General features: G+C 51.4%; 15 protein-coding genes and 2 pseudogenes. 10 read left to right on the forward strand and 7 right to left on the reverse strand.

Annotated elements, in window-relative coordinates; translation table 11 throughout:
• Positions 1–11 precede the first annotated feature (11 nt).
• Positions 12–217 (reverse strand): annotated as a pseudogene (locus HLG76_RS03700) (DUF1107 domain-containing protein).
• A gap of 371 nt (positions 218–588) precedes the next feature.
• Between HLG76_RS03700 and HLG76_RS03705 the strand changes: the two are divergent.
• From HLG76_RS03705 to HLG76_RS03735, 7 genes are all read left to right on the forward strand, one after another.
• Entirely contained in the window at positions 589–1,143 is a 555-nt protein-coding gene (locus tag HLG76_RS03705; protein WP_077660528.1) for a YtfJ family protein, read from the forward strand.
• A 99-nt stretch (positions 1,144–1,242) separates the two neighbouring features.
• Complete coding sequence (locus tag HLG76_RS03710; protein ID WP_077459981.1) at positions 1,243–1,530, forward strand: DUF2607 family protein; 288 nt, start codon at positions 1,243–1,245, stop codon at positions 1,528–1,530.
• A gap of 26 nt (positions 1,531–1,556) precedes the next feature.
• Positions 1,557–2,240, forward strand: a complete 684-nt coding sequence (locus HLG76_RS03715; RefSeq protein ID WP_175993081.1) for a DUF2796 domain-containing protein — start codon at positions 1,557–1,559, stop codon at positions 2,238–2,240.
• A gap of 41 nt (positions 2,241–2,281) precedes the next feature.
• On the forward strand, positions 2,282–2,992 hold the full coding sequence (locus HLG76_RS03720) for an ABC transporter ATP-binding protein (protein WP_217706475.1): 711 nt from the start codon (positions 2,282–2,284) through the stop codon (positions 2,990–2,992).
• On the forward strand, positions 2,989–4,248 hold the full coding sequence (locus HLG76_RS03725) for an ABC transporter permease (protein WP_175993082.1): 1,260 nt from the start codon (positions 2,989–2,991) through the stop codon (positions 4,246–4,248). The genes HLG76_RS03720 and HLG76_RS03725 overlap by 4 nt, the downstream gene beginning before the upstream one ends.
• Before the next feature lie 3 nt (positions 4,249–4,251).
• Positions 4,252–4,749: a DUF3299 domain-containing protein gene (locus HLG76_RS03730; RefSeq protein ID WP_175993083.1), complete on the forward strand. Its 498-nt coding sequence runs from the start codon at positions 4,252–4,254 to the stop codon at positions 4,747–4,749.
• Between the two features lie 239 nt (positions 4,750–4,988).
• The gene (locus tag HLG76_RS03735) at positions 4,989–5,891 is read left to right on the forward strand and encodes a TIGR03899 family protein (protein WP_175993084.1); all 903 of its coding nucleotides are present in this window, start codon (positions 4,989–4,991) and stop codon (positions 5,889–5,891) included.
• A 6-nt stretch (positions 5,892–5,897) separates the two neighbouring features.
• Here the strand turns inward: HLG76_RS03735 and cysC are convergent, their stop codons facing one another.
• The 4 genes and pseudogenes from cysC to cysG all read right to left on the reverse strand — a co-directional run bounded on the left by cysC (position 5,898) and on the right by cysG (position 10,446).
• Positions 5,898–6,518, reverse strand: coding sequence for an adenylyl-sulfate kinase (cysC, locus tag HLG76_RS03740; RefSeq protein ID WP_175993085.1), 621 nt, complete (start codon positions 6,516–6,518; stop codon positions 5,898–5,900).
• 146 nt (positions 6,519–6,664) lie between these two features.
• Positions 6,665–8,089 (reverse strand): sulfate adenylyltransferase subunit CysN, encoded by a 1,425-nt coding sequence (gene cysN / locus HLG76_RS03745; protein WP_175993086.1) that lies wholly within the window; start codon positions 8,087–8,089, stop codon positions 6,665–6,667.
• Between the two features lie 9 nt (positions 8,090–8,098).
• Positions 8,099–9,006 (reverse strand): annotated as a pseudogene (cysD, locus tag HLG76_RS03750) (sulfate adenylyltransferase subunit CysD).
• A 12-nt stretch (positions 9,007–9,018) separates the two neighbouring features.
• On the reverse strand, positions 9,019–10,446 hold the full coding sequence (gene cysG, locus HLG76_RS03755) for a siroheme synthase CysG (protein ID WP_175993087.1): 1,428 nt from the start codon (positions 10,444–10,446) through the stop codon (positions 9,019–9,021).
• Positions 10,447–10,732: 286 nt separating this feature from the next.
• On the opposite strand from cysG, the gene cpdB reads away from it, so the two are divergent.
• Together cpdB and HLG76_RS03765 are read left to right on the forward strand one after the other, a co-directional pair.
• Positions 10,733–12,697: a 2',3'-cyclic-nucleotide 2'-phosphodiesterase gene (gene cpdB / locus HLG76_RS03760; RefSeq protein WP_175993088.1), complete on the forward strand. Its 1,965-nt coding sequence runs from the start codon at positions 10,733–10,735 to the stop codon at positions 12,695–12,697.
• Between the two features lie 84 nt (positions 12,698–12,781).
• Positions 12,782–13,249 (forward strand): GNAT family N-acetyltransferase, encoded by a 468-nt coding sequence (locus tag HLG76_RS03765; RefSeq protein WP_077459992.1) that lies wholly within the window; start codon positions 12,782–12,784, stop codon positions 13,247–13,249.
• A gap of 56 nt (positions 13,250–13,305) precedes the next feature.
• Here HLG76_RS03765 and HLG76_RS03770 read toward each other — a convergent pair whose 3' ends face one another.
• Positions 13,306–14,937, reverse strand: a complete 1,632-nt coding sequence (locus HLG76_RS03770) for a methyl-accepting chemotaxis protein (protein WP_175993089.1) — start codon at positions 14,935–14,937, stop codon at positions 13,306–13,308.
• A gap of 406 nt (positions 14,938–15,343) precedes the next feature.
• Positions 15,344–16,000, reverse strand: a complete 657-nt coding sequence (locus tag HLG76_RS03775; RefSeq protein ID WP_175993090.1) for a LysM-like peptidoglycan-binding domain-containing protein — start codon at positions 15,998–16,000, stop codon at positions 15,344–15,346.
• Positions 16,001–16,125: 125 nt separating this feature from the next.
• Here HLG76_RS03775 and HLG76_RS03780 point away from each other — a divergent pair, with 125 nt between their 5' ends.
• Complete coding sequence (locus HLG76_RS03780) at positions 16,126–16,746, forward strand: FKBP-type peptidyl-prolyl cis-trans isomerase (RefSeq protein ID WP_021023517.1); 621 nt, start codon at positions 16,126–16,128, stop codon at positions 16,744–16,746.
• The last annotated feature ends 41 nt before the right edge of the window (positions 16,747–16,787 follow it).

Here is a 16,787-nt window from a genome sequence, read left to right on the forward strand (position 1 = left end):
TCGCACGTTTTTTATGCGGTGATGGCCATCGATTTAATTTCTTTATTTACTTCGTCATGACCGAGAGTGCACGTTTATCACTGTGTCCTGGAGGTAGCAAACGCCCACCATCAAACTCAAACGCGCCGACACCTTCAATATAAAGTCGGCCCTTAAAAAATCGTTTCACATATCGCGCAATCTGGGTTGGTCGATATTGACGAAAGATGCGAAGCATAGGGATCCCTTTATTTCTCAACCAAGTCTGATGAACAGACCGAAACAGTAACAACGCACTTTCACCGTTTCTCGGTAAATCATGTGTTACCACCTTGGAGCACCGAATATTATCTGGCAATCTCCACGTATAAAGCTAAGCAAGCAAAGTGCCATCTTATTCTGATGACAAGCACAGAATTAGAGCCTACTGGGCACGAAAAGTTCCTACCTTAGATCAATACGCGCGCTTTGAAGTGACGATCACTGGATAAAACTCCGATCTTGCGCACGGATTAACTCTTGGCACTTGGCACAACGCACTGTCTGGCGTAACCATAGATAACTTGGCACCGAATGCCAAATAATGACCACAGACATGGATGATAAAGCATGAACAAAACCCTACTTGCTCTCACTTTTGCGTTATTCACAGGCACCAGTTGGGCGCACACGATCCAAAACGGTGCACCTTTACCGTCAGCCAAGGTCGCCGAGCACGGCGAACTAACCTTGAATGGCGACGATATCGTTTATCAAGCTTGGCAAACCGAACAGTTGCAGGAAAAAGTACGCGTGATCCAAGCCATTGCTGGACGCAGTAGCGCCAAAGAAATGAACGCCCCCCTCATGGCGGCAATTACCGCCGCGGATTTTGACGATGCACGCTATCAAACCACCACCATCATCAATCAAGATGATGCCATGTGGGGAACTGGCGGCTTTGTAAAATCGTCAGCCGAAGACAGTAAACGCGAATTTAGCTGGTCATCGATTGTGCTCGACGAAAATGGCAGTGTCGCAGAGGCATGGCGCTTAAAAGAAGAGAGCTCGTTGATTGCCGTACTGGATGATAAAGGCATGGTGCGTTTTGTAAAAGAAGGCAAGCTAAACGAGGATGAAGTGAATCAAGTTGTCAGCTTGGTGACAGAGCTGGTAAACCAATAATCATATCGCGGGCAAGGCCCGCGCTTTCATTTCAGACTTGGCGTTCAAGGCTACAATTGTTATGTTATCACATTACTCAATAACCTCATGGACGTCTGGATGACTCGGCGAGTGCTCGTCAACCTGCTATTTGTATTGGTGCTTAGCCAAGCCGGACTGTGGGCGCACCATCAAGTCGACACCTTAGCCCCGAGCCATCACAGTGAGCATTGTGGTGTCTGTCATCTCATCCCACCAGCAATACTGGCTTCCAGTATCGTGACACCGACGCCCACCTATGCTGCCAATACCCTCATCGTTTGGTCAAAACCTCAGCGAGCTTATCGTACCGCTATTGCCTTTTCGGCGCGCGCCCCACCGAGTGAAATAAATGCCTTCATTATCTAATTCATTTATTCACGAGGAGAAACCACATGAAAGCTCGTTTATTACCCAGCGTTATCACTATGGCCATCGCGACCACCTCTGCAGCAACATTAGCCGATGAAGCCAGCTATCAGTCGTTCGATGCCCACGTCCACGGGGAGGTAGCACTGAGCCTCGCCCAAGACGGTGAGCGCGTATTCATTGAGTTAACGGCCCCCGGCAATGATGTGGTCGGCTTTGAACACCAGCCTAAAAACGCCGCCGACCAGCAAGCGGTCGAAGATGCCTATGCGCTTCTGCGTGATGGTGGAAAACGCTTCCAACTTGCTGAAGCAGCGAATTGCCAGCTTGCCGAGACCAAAGTCACTAGCAGTTTTGACGACTACGATGAGCATCACGGCCATGACGAACACCACGGCCACGACGAACACCATGACCACGACGAGCACCATGACCACAATGAACACCACGGTCATGACGAGCACCATAACCACGACGAGCACCATAACCACGACGAGCACTACGGCCATGACGAGCATGATCAGGGTAACCACAACACTTTATCCGTGAACTATCAATTCGTTTGCCAAACCCCACAAGCCTTCACCGAATTGAAAACGGATTGGTTTAGCCTGTTCCCCAACACAGAAGCCATCAAAATTCAGGCCGTCACCGATGATAAGGTCTGGGTTGACACCTTGATTCGTGCTAAGTCGCACATCCAGTGGTAGTGAAAAAAGGAGGCGGGGCGCATCCAGTGCCCCTGTCAGGCATGATAACCATCAAACAACTAGGTTTTACGTGGCCGGGCCAGCCGCAACCGATCCTTGATATCGACAGTTTTGCGGTCAATGCTGGCGAGCATATATTTTTACAAGGTCCCAGCGGCAGTGGTAAATCCACCCTGCTAAGCCTGATTGCGGGTATTCATATCCCCCAGACGGGTACGCTGACGGTCAATCATCAAGCGCTAACGACACTGAATGATCGCGAGCGTGATCAATTCCGTGCTAACCACATTGGTTATATTTTTCAGCAATTTAATCTGCTGCCTTATTTATCGGTGATCGATAATGTCACCGTGCCGCTGCGCTTTTCTCATTTGCGTCGTCAGGCGTTGACACGATCGCCTCATCAAGAGGCCGCCACCTTGCTCGACCAATTGGGCTTATCCACAAACTGCCACCACCAGCCGGTCACCGCGCTGAGTATCGGCCAGCAACAACGGGTCGCGGCGGCGCGGGCGCTGATTGGTGCGCCGGCATTAATTATCGCTGACGAGCCGACTTCTGCGCTCGACGCTGACACCCGCAACACTTTTATTCAGTTGCTTCAAGACCGATGTCGTGACGCGAATAGCAGCTTATTATTTGTTAGCCACGACAGCCAATTAGCTAGCTTGTTTGATCGTGATGTGTCGCTACCTAGCCTGAATCGCGCCATGCTGAATCGTGCCATACATCGCAAGGAGGCTCACCAATGATTTCGCTATTGGGACTGGCGGGACAAAGCCTTAAAAATCGTCGTGCCACCGCGCTGCTTTCTTTACTGACCGTCACTATCGCCGTGGTGCTGTTGCTCGGGGTGGAGAAGGTGCGCACCCAAGCTAAAGCCAGCTTTGCCAACACCATCTCCAACACCGATTTAATTGTCGGTGCCCGCTCCGGTCCCATTAATTTACTGCTCTATTCCGTGTTTCGGATTGGTAACGCCACCAACAATATCGGCTGGGAAAGTTATCAACGCCTTCGCGAGCACTCAGATGTGAGTTGGACCATCCCCATTTCACTGGGGGACTCTCACCGCGGCTTTCGCGTGGTCGGCACCAGCAATGATTACTTTGACCATTATCAATATGGTCAAAAACAACCACTCGCCTTTCGCCAAGGCAGCCAATTTTCCAGCTTATTTGATACCGTAATTGGTGCCCAGGTGGCGAAAGAGCTGGGATACAAAATGGGCGATAGTCTGATCATTGCCCATGGACTGGCCGATAAAAGCTTTAATCAACACGATAATCTGCCGTTTACTGTCACCGGTATTTTGGCGCCCACCGGTACGCCCGTGGACCGCAGCGTACATGTGTCGCTCGAAGCTATCGAAGCGATTCATGTCGGCTGGGAAAGTGGCGCACGACTTGGCCAAGGCCTCACTCAAGACCAAGCGCAGCAGCGTGAATTGCAGCCCGAACAACTCACTGCAGTGATGGTGGGTCTAAACAGTAAAATCAAAACGTTTGCCGTCCAGCGTTGGGTTAATACTTATCCACGCGAGCCATTAACCGCCATCATGCCCGGCATTGCCTTGCATGAGCTTTGGGGCATGATGCGCGTGGGCGAGCAAGCGCTATTAGTCATCGCTGGATTTGTCGCCGTCGCTGGATTATTAGGCATGCTCTCTAGTCTGCTAACCAGCCTGAATGAGCGACGTCGAGAAATGGCAATCTTACGGGCGATGGGCGCGCGTCCTTTGCATATTATTTTGCTTCTGGTCAGTGAGGCGGTCGCGATCACCGTCGCAGGGATCGTCTTTGGTGTGCTCCTGCTTTATGGCGGGCTGGAGCTGGCGCAGCCTTATATCCTCAGTGAGTTTGGCTTGTTCTTGCCACTCAACTGGCCGTCTTCTTATGAGCTATCACTGATGGCAGGTGTGTTAATCGCCGGTTTTATCGTGGGCTTGATCCCGGCCTGGCGGGCCTATCGACAGGCGCTCGCCGATGGCATGACAATAAAGGTATAACAGATGAAAAAACGGATAACGCTCGGTCTTATCGCTTTACTGACCGGCCTTTTGAGCTCGCTTGCTTGGGCAAGCAGTGAGACACTCACGCTCGATTGGATAGATTTAGTTCCTGAGCACGAACGCGCCCAATTTGATAGCCGCGGGATGCCGGAAATCAGCCACGACAGTGAGAATCCACAAAGTCTTGTCGGCTCAGTTCGCCCGGAGCTCAACAACAGCCAGGTCAAAATCCCCGGCTTTGTGATCCCGTTAGAGGGTGACGATAAAGTGGTGACCGAATTCTTGCTCGTTCCCTTTCTTGGCGCCTGTATTCATGTTCCACCCCCGCCCCCTAATCAGATAATTTATGTAAAGTTTGCCGATGGCGCGCCGATTCAACAGTTATGGGATGTGGTTTATGTCGAAGGCACGCTGAAAACCGAACATGTCAGCCATGACTTGGCAGAAGTGGGTTATGTGCTACAAGGCACAACGCTAAGCGCCTACGACGACGGGTAGATTTCTATCAATCAGTGAGCTGGATCGGCGCCGATACCATTGTCAGGCAATATAATGAGACAATATCGCTAGTGCGCCGATATAAATGGCGATCAATAGTAAATTGATGGAGTTAGGTTTTTGCCTTCGCACACGCATCCCTACGCTTGATAAAAAAACACCATAATGTTAACAAATTTAATCAATAATTAACATATTTGCCAGTATTAAATTTTGCTGACAATCAGTGTGAGAACCGCATGGCAGAGCAAGACAAACCCGTGGTCGTCGACGCCCACCCAGAGAAACGGCAACACCAAGACCACAGCTATAAAGAAGACGCTGATCTACGCGGCAGCAAAGGACGACTCAAAGCGATTGCGAGCGAGTATCAGGTTGATGCTCGCTTACAAGACGTGGAGCAAGAAGATCTCGCCCACCGTAGCGCGAATCGTCAACGCCAAGTAATGCAAAAGCAACAAGCCAACCTCGAGGCGATCATTGCGCATACCTACGAAAGTTGTCACAGTGAAACCGCTCAAACGCCGGATCCGGATTGGTTAGTGCGCTTTTTCGACTTAGCACGCAATATTCACGGCCACGCCATGCAACAGCTTTGGGCCAAGATCCTAAAACAAGAGATGTTGCGCCCGGGCAGTACCTCGATCAAAGCACTCACCCTGTTAGAGACCATGACCCAGCGCGAAGCACAAGCACTGCAACGCGCCTGTGCCCTTTCGAGCACCTTTGGTCAAGACAGCACTAAAAAGTTAGTGACTGGCTTTCGACGTCGTCAAGGTTTGGTGCAACTGATCCGCCCAGAGCCGCCACACAAACTCTCGCTTGGGCATTACCAGCTTTCTTATACCGACTTGATGTTACTGATGGATTTGGGACTGATCCTGCGCACCGAGTTAGAGTCTGGGATCATTGATATGCATCCAGCTATGCCATTTACATTGCAAGACACCCAATACATGCTCACGCCGCTCCACAAAGGGATGCGCCTTTATTATTACCGCTTTAGCCCCACCGGCCATGAGCTGGCCAAACTGGTCGGAAAGCGCGTACATACTGATTACCACCATGCCATTTGCGATCTGCTCGCCGAGGGCTTTGAGATGCACAGCGATATAGGCGATACGGTCAATACCCATGCGTGATTACGTTTAGGTGCGCAGCACCCTCCGCTCACGCAACACGTCAAGACACGCCGCTACATGCTCAGCCACACTCTGCTCGCCGGTTAAATGGATCGCCGGCGTTTGCGGTGGCTCGTAGTCGGACGAGATACCGGTAAATGCCGGGATCTCACCAGCACGCGCTTTTTTATAGAGCCCTTTCGGATCGCGCTGCTCACACACTGCCAGCGGCGTATCAACAAAGACCTCGATAAACTGCCCCTGAGGCAAACGCTCGCGCACCATTTCTCGCTCCGCACGGAACGGTGAGATAAAGGCACTGAGGACAATCAGGCCAGCATCGGTCATCAACTTAGCCACTTCACCAATTCGGCGAATATTCTCGCGCCTGTCTTGATCAGAGAAGCCTAGATCGCAACATAAGCCATGGCGAATATTATCGCCATCCAGCAAATAGGTATGATGTCCTTCTGCTACCAAGGCCGCCTCTAGCGCACCCGCGATGGTCGATTTGCCCGAGCCAGACAAGCCGGTAAACCACAGTACCACCGGCTGCTGCTGCTTTTGTTTGCTACGCGTTGCTTGGTCAACATGGTGCTGATGCCAAACCACATTAGGATCGGATGACGATAAAATCGTGTGAGTCATAAAAAGCCTTTCCATCCGTCACGCCAATAGTTTTGTGTTATCACGATTCACCCATTGTCTTATCATTTCCTTTATAAGGCCCCCTATCCGGCTGGCGATAGACGTCGCCAAACCGGCCTATGGCTCATTAACAGCCAAGGTATTATCTATCCCAGTAGACCAAGATCCCGCGCTTGCCAGTGCGGAAAGTGCTTGCGGATCAGCTGGTTTAACTCAAGCTCAAACGCTGAGAACGACGAGGTGGTTTGCGGCTGCGTCTCAGCCACATGGCGGATCATGCCTGCGCCGACCGTCACATTGGTGAGGCGATCAATTAGGATAAAGCCACCAGTATTCGGGCTATCGTAATAGGTATCCAGCGGCACCGCTTCGCTCAGGGTCAAGGTGCAACGACCTATGCCATTGAGCGGCAAGGTGTCTGCGTCATGAGTGTTAAGCGTATTAACATCGACCCCATACGACAGCGCTTCGACCTGCGCCGAAGTTTTTTTGCTGGCTAGCTGAATGTCGTACTCGCGTCCTGATGCCAGCGGGGTTTGCGTCATCCATACCACATCGGCGTCAAATCGTTGCCCCACCGCGACGTCATCATCCGCACGCACCAAGAGATCACCGCGCGAAATATCAATTTCTCTATCCAAAGTGAGGGTGACCGCTTGGCCACTAAAGGCAAATTGACGATCACCGTCAAAGGTGACGATGCGCGCGACCTTCGCGGTAAGCCCAGAGGGGAGTACCTTAACCTCATCGCCCACATGCAATTCGCCACTGGCAAGGGTGCCTGCATAGCCACGGAAGTTCAGATCTGGTCGATTGACATACTGCACCGGAAAACGGAATGCGCCCGTCCCGCGCGATTTTTCAATGTCGATGGCTTCTAGCTGGCTGAGTAGCGGCTCGCCTTGATACCACGCCATCGCGTCACTGGCATTGACCACGTTGTCGCCTTCCAGTGCCGACAAGGGCACCATAGACACTGACAAGCCGGGGTTGAGCTGATCGGCAAACGCCAAATATTGCTCTTGGATTTCATTAAATCGGGCTTGGCTATATGCCACCAAATCCATCTTGTTCACCGCTACCACAAAATGCTGAATACCCAGCAAGTTAGCGATGTATGAATGGCGGCGGGTCTGATCCAAGATGCCGTGGCGCGCGTCGATTAAGATCACCGCCACGTCACAAGTCGACGCACCGGTGGCCATATTACGGGTGTACTGCTCATGGCCTGGGGTATCGGCAATGATAAACTTACGCTTGGAGGTGGAGAAATACCGGTACGCCACATCAATGGTGATCCCCTGCTCGCGCTCAGCTTGTAGGCCGTCTACCAATAGCGCCAGATCCGGTTTCTCGCCCGTGGTGCCGACTCGCTGACTGTCGGCATGAACAGCAGCAAGCTGATCTTCATAGATCTGCTGTGAGTCATGCAGCAAACGGCCAATCAAGGTCGATTTACCGTCATCGACCGAGCCACAGGTCAAAAAGCGCAATAAACTTTTGTGTTGGTGCTGTTGCAGGTAACCCTCAATGCCCAGATCGGCTACCTGTTGTTGAATTGCTGGATTCATGACTGCTCCTTAGAAATAACCCTGACGCTTCTTGCGCTCCATGGATCCGGACTGATCGTGGTCGATCGCCCGCCCTTGACGCTCACTCGAGGTGGCGACCAACATCTCTTCGATGATCTCTGGCAAGGTGGTCGCGGTGGATTCAATCGCCCCCGTGAGTGGGTAGCAGCCCAGCGTGCGAAACCGTACCGATTTGTGCATCACGGTTTCCTCTGGTCCAATCGGCATCCGCGCATCATCCACCATGTACAAAGTGCCGTCACGTTCGACCACTGGGTGTTCGGCGGCCAAATAAAGCGGGACAATGTCGATATTTTCCAGATAGATGTATTGCCAAATATCGAGCTCGGTCCAGTTAGAGAGCGGAAACACACGAATGCTCTCGCCCGGGTTCACTTGGCCGTTGTAATTGCGCCATAGTTCTGGCCGTTGGTTTTTCGGATCCCAGCGATGGTTCTTATCGCGGAACGAATAGACACGCTCTTTGGCACGGGATTTTTCTTCGTCCCGACGCGCGCCACCAAACGCCGCATCAAACTTATGCTGATCCAACGCCTGCTTCAACGCTTGGGTTTTCATGATATCGGTGTGCTTGTCGGAGCCGTGATCAAAAGGATTGATCCCCTGTGCCATCCCTTCTGGGTTTTGTGCACAATCAGATCCAGCCCCAGCGCCTTGGCAGTGCGATCGCGAAAGGCAATCATGTCGCGAAATTTCCAATCAGTATCAACATGCAACAGCGGGAACGGAATTTTCCCGGGGTAAAAAGCTTTGCGTGCTAAATGCAGCATTACCGACGAATCTTTACCAATTGAATAGAGCATCACGGGGTTATCGAACTCCGCCGCGACTTCCCGCAGTATATGAATGCTCTCGGCTTCCAACTGCTGGAGGTGAGTCAGTGTTTTTGCGTCCATCTTCATTATCCTTTAAGCGAAGTTAACCACAGCGGTGGGCGCTTGGGTGGGATCAGCATCGATTGCCACATTATTATCACCAAACCAGGTCAACTGACCGGCGAGGGCCGCGACTTCGCCTACCACGATCAGGGCGGGAGACGCGGCTTGCTCGGCCAGCGACGAGAGATTGTTGAGTTGACCAGTCAAGACTTTCTGCTCTGGACGCGTGCCGTTTTCAATCACCGCCACCGGCGTCGCCGGCGAGCGACCATGGGCCAAAAGTTGACTTTGAATGTGTGCCGATTTCATTAGCCCCATGTAAATCACCAAGGTTTGCTGTGCGCGTGCCAATGTGGCCCATTCCAAGGTGTCTTGTTCTTTTTTCAAATGACCGGTAATAAACAGCGCGGTTTGAGCGTGATCGCGATGGGTGAGCGGAATACCGGCATAGGCTGTCGCCCCGGCAGCAGCCGTGATTCCAGGCACCACTTGAAACGAGACACCGGCGTTGGCAAGGGTTTGTAATTCCTCACCACCACGGCCAAACATGAAAGGATCGCCCCCTTTTAAGCGCACCACCCTTTTTCCGGCCTGAGCATGCTCCACCAGCAGACGATTGATGTCGTCCTGGCTAACACTGTGGTAGCTCGCCCGTTTACCCACGCAAATCAGCTCCGCATCTCGGCGACACAGCTCCATAATCGGCTCAGCAACTAGGTAGTCGTATAACACCACATCGGCTTGTTGCATCAGTTGCAAGGCGCGCAAGGTCAGTAGCCCTGGGTCACCTGGCCCGGCGCCTATCAAAGCCACTTCGCCTTGGGTGGTGATTTGTCCACTAAGCTGTTCCAGCGCCTGCTCGGCTTGCTGGTGTTTGCCCGCCGCGACTAAATCGGCAAACCTGCCACTAAAGGCGGCCTCCCAGAATTTGCGGCGGCCCGTCAGCGTCGGAATGCGTGCTTTCAGTTTGTCGCGAAATGCGCCCGCCATTGCCGCCATCTTGCCGATGTGCTGAGGGACCAAGGTTTCAATTTTTTCACGGAGCATCCGCGCCAGCACGGGTGCTTTACCGCCCGACGAGATAGCAATGATGATGGGGGAGCGATCAACCAAAGAAGGGACAATAAAGCTGCACTTAGGGGTATCATCAACGACATTGACTAAGATATTGCGGCTGTCAGCAGCGGTACTGACCAACTCGTTGACTAAGGCATTGTCGGTCGCGGCAATCGCTAACATATTTCCATCCAAGAGCTCAGGGCGAAACGCCTCGCGCAAGACGGTCAGTTTCCCCTGCGCTTGCGCCTCGGCAATCTCGCGATCAATGTCTGGAGCCACCAAGGTGACCGCCGCGCCGACCTTGAGCAACATACGGGTTTTGCGCCACGCGACTTCGCCGCCGCCCACCACGAGGCAAGGACGCTGTTTAAGCTGAGCAAAGAGGGGGAGATAATCCATGTTCGCGCATTTCCTTGATGACAATACCGCCACTATATCGCCCCACAACTATTACCTGAAATTCTATAAATTCATTTTTTATTCTTTTTGGTGCTTTAGGAATGACGAATCCGCGAAGATCCTGAGCAATCTCATAATGACCGAGATCGCAAAGCGTTCAATCACTGCTTCAGATCGTTGAAACAGTTCGATAAAGCCGATCAAGCGCACAGCTTCATATGCACAATAAACGGCATAATTCACTCGCTTGATAACTAACGCACACTTTTCACTTGGAGATCCTGTTATGCGTTTGCTTCCTTCTGCTGTCGCCACCGCGGTGGTTGCCGGTTTATTTGCCGCATCTGGCAGTGCTTTTGCCGACACCATCAACCTGCGTGTGATTGAAACCACCGATATTCACACTAATGTGATGGATTACGACTACTACAAAAACAAGCCGTCACAAAAAATCGGCTTGGTACGCGCCGCAACCGTGGTCAAACAAGCGCGCGACGAAGCAAAGAATGCATTATTGGTCGATAATGGTGACTTAATCCAAGGCAGCCCGATGGGCGATTACATGGCGAGCAAAGGCATTAAACCGGGGGAAGTGCATCCAGTCTACAAAGCGATGAACTTGCTTAACTATGAAGTGGGAAATATTGGTAACCATGAATTCAACTACGGTTTGGCGTTTTTAAAAGAGTCGATTAACGACGCCAACTTCCCGTATATCAACGCCAATGTGTTTGATGCCGATAGCGGTGAGCACTACTTTGACCCTTACCTGATTAAAGATTATCAACTTCAAGACGAAGACGGTGACACCCATACCATCAAAGTCGGCTATATCGGCTTTGTCCCGCCACAGATAATGACTTGGGATAAAGCCAATCTCGAAGGAAAGGTGATCGCCAAAGACATTAAACAAACCGCAGAAAAGTTAGTGCCGGAAATGAAAGCCAAAGGGGCCGATGTGGTCGTGGCTATTCCTCACTCAGGTATTTCACAAGCGCCGTATAAAGCGATGGCAGAAGATTCTGTGTATTACCTCACGGATGTCGACGGCATTGATGCCATTGCCTTTGGTCATTCACATGCCGTCTTCCCTGGAGAAGACTTCGCCAATATTCCCGGTGCGGATATCGATAAAGGCACGATCAATGGTGTGGCCAGTGTGATGGCCGGCCGCTGGGGCAGCCATGTCGGTGTAATAGATCTGGCGCTCGAGCAAGTCGATGGTCAATGGCAAGTCACTGACAGTCAGGCTCAGGCGCGTCCGATTTTTGATCAGGCGAATAACAAGGCCTTAGTCGAGGCCGATGAAGCTTTGCTTAAGGCTGTGGAGTCAGACCATAAAGCCACACAAGATTTCGTCAATCAGCCAATTGGTCAAGCTAATGATGTGATGTATTCCTACTTGGCCCTGCTTCAAGACGATCCGACCGTACAAATCGTTAACCTCGCACAGCAAGACTATGTCGAGCGCATGATTCAAGGGGACCCTGACTTAGCCGATCTGCCGGTGCTGTCTGCCGCCGCGCCTTTTAAAGCCGGTGGTCGCAAAAACGATCCGAGCAACTTTACCGAAGTGGAGGCGGGCCAACTGACGTTCCGTAACGCCGCCGATCTTTATCTGTACCCGAATACCTTGGTGGCACTGAAAGTCTCTGGTGCCGAGCTTACCCAATGGCTAGAGTGCAGTGCCGGCCAGTTTAACCAAATCAATCCCAACACAGAGCAGCCCCAGTCACTGGTGAACTGGGATGGATTCCGCACCTATAACTTTGATGTCATTGACGGTGTCGAGTATCAGATTGATATCACCAAGCCTGCCCGCTACGACGGAGATTGCAATGAGGTCAATCCAGACGCGTCGCGAATCATCAACCTGACCTATCAAGGTGAGCCGGTTGACCCTGAGCAAACCTTCCTGATAGCGACCAACAATTACCGTGCTTATAGTGGTAAGTTCCCAGGCACCGGCAGCGACCATATCGCCTTTGCCGCGCCGGATGAAAACCGTACCGTGGTCGCCAACTACATCAGCCGTGTGAGTCAAGAAGAAGGCCAAGTCACAGTGAGTGCGGATAACAACTGGTCCATCGCGCCTATCGAAGGCGACGCTGTGGTCAGCTTTGAAACCTCACCAAGCGAGAAAGCGGCGCAATTTATCGAGCAAAAAGGCCAATGGTCAATGCGCCGCCAAGGCACTGATGAAGTGGGATTTGGCGTTTATCATGTTGATTTAAGCCAGCCTCGTCAGTAGCTGGTTAACGACACCCACTAAATAGCTTTTGAATACCGCAGCCTGTCTGCGGTATTTTTTTACTTTCCCCTTTGGAGTTTTGGTATGGATTGGCAAATCGTGACATTTGACGCGCTTGATACGCGCACCTTATTCACACTGATGAAATTACGGGTAGATGTGTTTGTAGTGGAACAAGCCTGTGCCTACCCAGAGCTTGATGCGCTCGACACCGCGCCAGAGACGCTGCATTTAATGGGCTGGCTGAATGGCGAGCTGGCGGCTTATGCCCGTGTGCTGGCACCAGGTGCAAGTTACTCAGGCGCCAGCATTGGCCGTGTGATCGTTGCGCCCGCTCACCGAAACGGTCAATGGGGGCATCAATTGGTTCGCCACGCGATTCAGGCTTGCCAGCAACATTGGCCACATGATGATATTGAGATTGGCGCACAAACACATTTACAGCGGTTTTATCAAACCCATGGCTTTTCGGCGTTTTCCGACGCCTACTTAGAAGATGGGATCCCCCATATTGATATGCGTTTATCGGTGAGTGACGCATCCGCCGTTTAAAGCAAAAAATCCCGCTGAATCAGCGGGATTTTGTTTTCATCTATTGGCGGTAAGACCTATTTGGTTAGACGGAAGCGCTGCATGGTCGTTTGCAGTGATTGCGCCAACTGGCTGAGCTCGCTACAGGCTTGTGCGGTTTGATCAGCACCGCCAGCGACTTCTTGTGACGAATCATTGATGCGCTCAATGTTACGGCTTAGCTCATCCGCTACCGAGTCTTGCTCGCCACAGGCACTGGCAATTTGCATGCCCATATCAGCGATGTTTTCCACTGAGGTTTCAATCCCACGCACCAGCTGTTGAGCCTGGTCGCCCTGCTCTACGCATTGCTCAATGCTTTCACAGCTTTGCGTAGTGGCATTGCGCGCTTGCGTGGCGTGTTGCTGCAGTTTTTCGATGATGGTGGTGATTTCGCCCGTTGAGTCTTGGGTACGGCCCGCTAAGGTACGCACTTCATCGGCCACCACCGCAAAGCCACGGCCCGATTCACCAGCACGCGCTGCTTCAATTGCCGCGTTCAACGCCAGTAAGTTGGTTTGCTCGGCAATATCACGAATAACATCCACCACCATGTTGATTTGTTTCGACTGCTGATCGAGCTCACTCACGGTATTGCCCGTTTGACGCATGTCCTCTGCTACTTTGCGAATCGAAGCAACCATGCCATCGATGTCTTGCGCCCCCATACGGGACTGCTCGCTCGCTTCGTTGGCGGCGGTGGATGAGCTTTCGGTATTCTGCGCCACGTCGGCAACGGTGGCTTTCATCTGCGCCATCGCGGTCGCCACTTGTGATACTTCATGTTGCTGGCTTTGCATCCCGCTTGAGGTTTGGCTCGATACGGCACTGACCTCTTCGACTGCACTGCTCAATTGGGTTACCGCGGCAATCACTTCTTCAATCAGCGTGCGCAGACTATCTTGCATGGCGATGCTTGAGTCTGCCAATTTACCCATTTCATCATTACCAATCTGGCTGCGATCCAATTGATAGCTCAAATCACCATCGGCAATCGCAGAAGACTGCTCCATCACTAAACGCAACGGATTGATGATCGCTCGAGTGAACACCACTGCCACCACAATCATAAAGGCGATTACCGCAAGCAGTACCCCAATAATAGTCATGCTCACCGTGGAAACCTGGCTAAGCATCGAGGTGCGGTTTTTAACGATAAAGCCTTGCATCAACTCAGACATTTCCGTTAAGGACTTATCTAACTGGCCGAAGGTACCAAATGATTTAGATAAAATTTGTTGTGCTGCGGTCAGTTGCCCGTCTTCAACACGGTCAGGAAAAGCACTGAGCTCTTGATTATATTTGTCCCAATTGTTCTGGATACGACTGAAAACGGCTTTTTCATCATCGTACCAAAGCGTCTCCTGGTAGGCGTCGAGAGCACGGCTATAATCGCGCTTCATAACATCGATCTCGCCCAAGATTTCACGTCGCTCTGCCGGATCACTAAAGGTAAGAACCGCATACTGATCCTGACGAATACGAACGATTTCTTCGCTAAGTCGTTCGATCTCAAGCACTGCGGGAAGGGTGTCGTCAGTAAAGTTCAGCATATTATCGCGCATGCCGCTGACTTGGGTGAAGATGTAAAACCCAAAGATCACGACAGCAATACCAATGAGGGAAAAAGCCGCGGTAAACTTTTTGCCAATAGATAGATTTTTCAACATGGAAAAGCGAGTCCTCAACAAATTAGTGATTAGCGTGTTAATGCCTAGACATCCATGTTGAGGCGGGCTTGCGTGTCTGTCCTACACAGCGGCGCGAATACTAGCACAAAAAATAACCAAAGTGTGATGAAAGACTCATTATTTTCGTAAAAAGTATGTCATACAACACTGGCTTGTTTGGCAGGCATTCACACCCTTAACCGCAATTTGTCCCTTTTCCGCCTCAATGATGCAATGTATCCAGCCGTATTGACTGATTTATAAAAAATAGCTTAAAAATCGTGCTGCAGCGACTTTAATCACAAAATTGCGCAAAAAACAGACAGAGTAAGGACTATAAAAGACAGGGAAGAGACCGAAAGCACCACCTATCAATGCCTTCGGTTAGATTGACGGTTTCAAGAAACTAACGTTGACGGGCAAAACCGCCATCAGAAAGGCGAAAATACAGTGCGGATTGACCTTTCTCCGTTTCGATCTGCAATATATCTAGCGCGCCACTGGATGTCCGTTTAAAACGAATCCATTGGCCAGGCTGAATGCGACTGATAGGTTTGCCTTCACCTTCAATATTGGCAATCGAATACAAGTCCGTTAAGGCGAGATCGTAGCGTCGGAACACTTTGGCCAAGGTATCACCAGACTCAATTTGATGACGTGTCCAAGCGCTCTCTTCTGCGGTTGAGGCCTTCTGTGACGTCGCAGAGTCAGCCACTGACGATGCGTTTTGTGACGCTGTTGACGATGGAGCTGTTGACGATGATAACGAACGGCTCGCATCTGGATTGATCGCAACCGGCTGTCGCGCCTGGCGCACAGGTTTATCCGATGACGACTCAGGCGGCGTGGGGCTAGGAAGTAAGGCCAATACCACAACGACGGGAACCAGGATCATCAACAGTCGCCGGTGGAGACGAGGCAGGTGGCGCCACGCGTGTTGTATTCGCGTTAGCATCGCACTGTGACGACTTAACGTCGCCGCTTGCTCTAAAACAGTGGTGAGTTTGTCTCCACCTTTCGCACGCAGTTTATCCCAGAGCGCTAGTATTGCTGTTAACTTCATTGCCACTCCGCGCATATATTGTTGTTTTGTCCTCACATTGGACGCCTTTTTGGCACAAAAGTTTACCCACGAATCCATCACCTGTTATCCTTTCACACTTTATTGACCCACAAAAGAGAGACGTTATGTCTGACGTACAACTGGAAACCGTCGAACAGAAGGCCAGCTATGGCATCGGCCTACAAATGGGCCAACAACTTGCGGGCAGTGGCCTTGAAGGTTTAAACGTCGATGCGATTGCCAAAGGCATCAGCACGGCCTTAGCTGGCGAAATGCCAGAGATCGAAATTGATGACATTAATAACGCATTGCGTGAGCTTCACACAAAAGCGGAAGAAGTTCGTCAAGAAGCTGCAAAAGCACAAGCCGCAGAAGGCGATACTTTCTTGGCTGATAATGCCAAACGTGATGAAGTGACGGTAACCGAATCAGGCCTACAGTACGAAGTGCTGGTACAAGGCGACGGTGACATCCCAACCAGCGATAAGCAGGTACGTGTGCACTATCATGGCCAACTGATCGATGGCAGCGTTTTTGATAGCTCAGTTACGCGTGGCGAACCGGTCGAGTTCCCAGTGACTGGCGTGATTAAAGGTTGGGTGGAAGCCCTGCAAATGATGCCGGTTGGCTCTAAGTGGAAACTGTATGTACCACAAGATCTGGCCTACGGCGAGCGTGGTGCTGGCGCAGCAATCCCGCCATTTGCTGCATTAGTATTTGAAGTAGAGTTGCTTGATATCCTGTAAAACGGATCAGCGCTTGAATAACAAGCAAAGCGATGCCAATC

Source organism: Salinivibrio sp. EAGSL, assembly GCF_013366455.1.
Lineage (GTDB): Bacteria > Pseudomonadota > Gammaproteobacteria > Enterobacterales > Vibrionaceae > Salinivibrio > Salinivibrio costicola.

Excerpts from the sequence above, each read along its gene's own strand:
- HLG76_RS03735 (WP_175993084.1), top strand. The coding sequence starts at position 4,989 with ATGGCAGAGCAAGACAAACCCGTGGTCGTCGACGCCCACCCAGAGAAA.
- cysN (WP_175993086.1), bottom strand. The coding sequence starts at position 8,089 with ATGAATCCAGCAATTCAACAACAGGTAGCCGATCTGGGCATTGAGGGT.
- cpdB (WP_175993088.1), top strand. The coding sequence starts at position 10,733 with ATGCGTTTGCTTCCTTCTGCTGTCGCCACCGCGGTGGTTGCCGGTTTA.
- HLG76_RS03770 (WP_175993089.1), bottom strand. The coding sequence starts at position 14,937 with ATGTTGAAAAATCTATCTATTGGCAAAAAGTTTACCGCGGCTTTTTCC.
- cysG (WP_175993087.1), bottom strand. The coding sequence starts at position 10,446 with ATGGATTATCTCCCCCTCTTTGCTCAGCTTAAACAGCGTCCTTGCCTC.
- cysC (WP_175993085.1), bottom strand. The coding sequence starts at position 6,518 with ATGACTCACACGATTTTATCGTCATCCGATCCTAATGTGGTTTGGCAT.
- HLG76_RS03725 (WP_175993082.1), top strand. The coding sequence starts at position 2,989 with ATGATTTCGCTATTGGGACTGGCGGGACAAAGCCTTAAAAATCGTCGT.
- HLG76_RS03730 (WP_175993083.1), top strand. The coding sequence starts at position 4,252 with ATGAAAAAACGGATAACGCTCGGTCTTATCGCTTTACTGACCGGCCTT.
- HLG76_RS03775 (WP_175993090.1), bottom strand. The coding sequence starts at position 16,000 with ATGAAGTTAACAGCAATACTAGCGCTCTGGGATAAACTGCGTGCGAAA.
- HLG76_RS03780 (WP_021023517.1), top strand. The coding sequence starts at position 16,126 with ATGTCTGACGTACAACTGGAAACCGTCGAACAGAAGGCCAGCTATGGC.
- HLG76_RS03765 (WP_077459992.1), top strand. The coding sequence starts at position 12,782 with ATGGATTGGCAAATCGTGACATTTGACGCGCTTGATACGCGCACCTTA.
- HLG76_RS03710 (WP_077459981.1), top strand. The coding sequence starts at position 1,243 with ATGACTCGGCGAGTGCTCGTCAACCTGCTATTTGTATTGGTGCTTAGC.
- HLG76_RS03705 (WP_077660528.1), top strand. The coding sequence starts at position 589 with ATGAACAAAACCCTACTTGCTCTCACTTTTGCGTTATTCACAGGCACC.
- HLG76_RS03720 (WP_217706475.1), top strand. The coding sequence starts at position 2,282 with ATGATAACCATCAAACAACTAGGTTTTACGTGGCCGGGCCAGCCGCAA.
- HLG76_RS03715 (WP_175993081.1), top strand. The coding sequence starts at position 1,557 with ATGAAAGCTCGTTTATTACCCAGCGTTATCACTATGGCCATCGCGACC.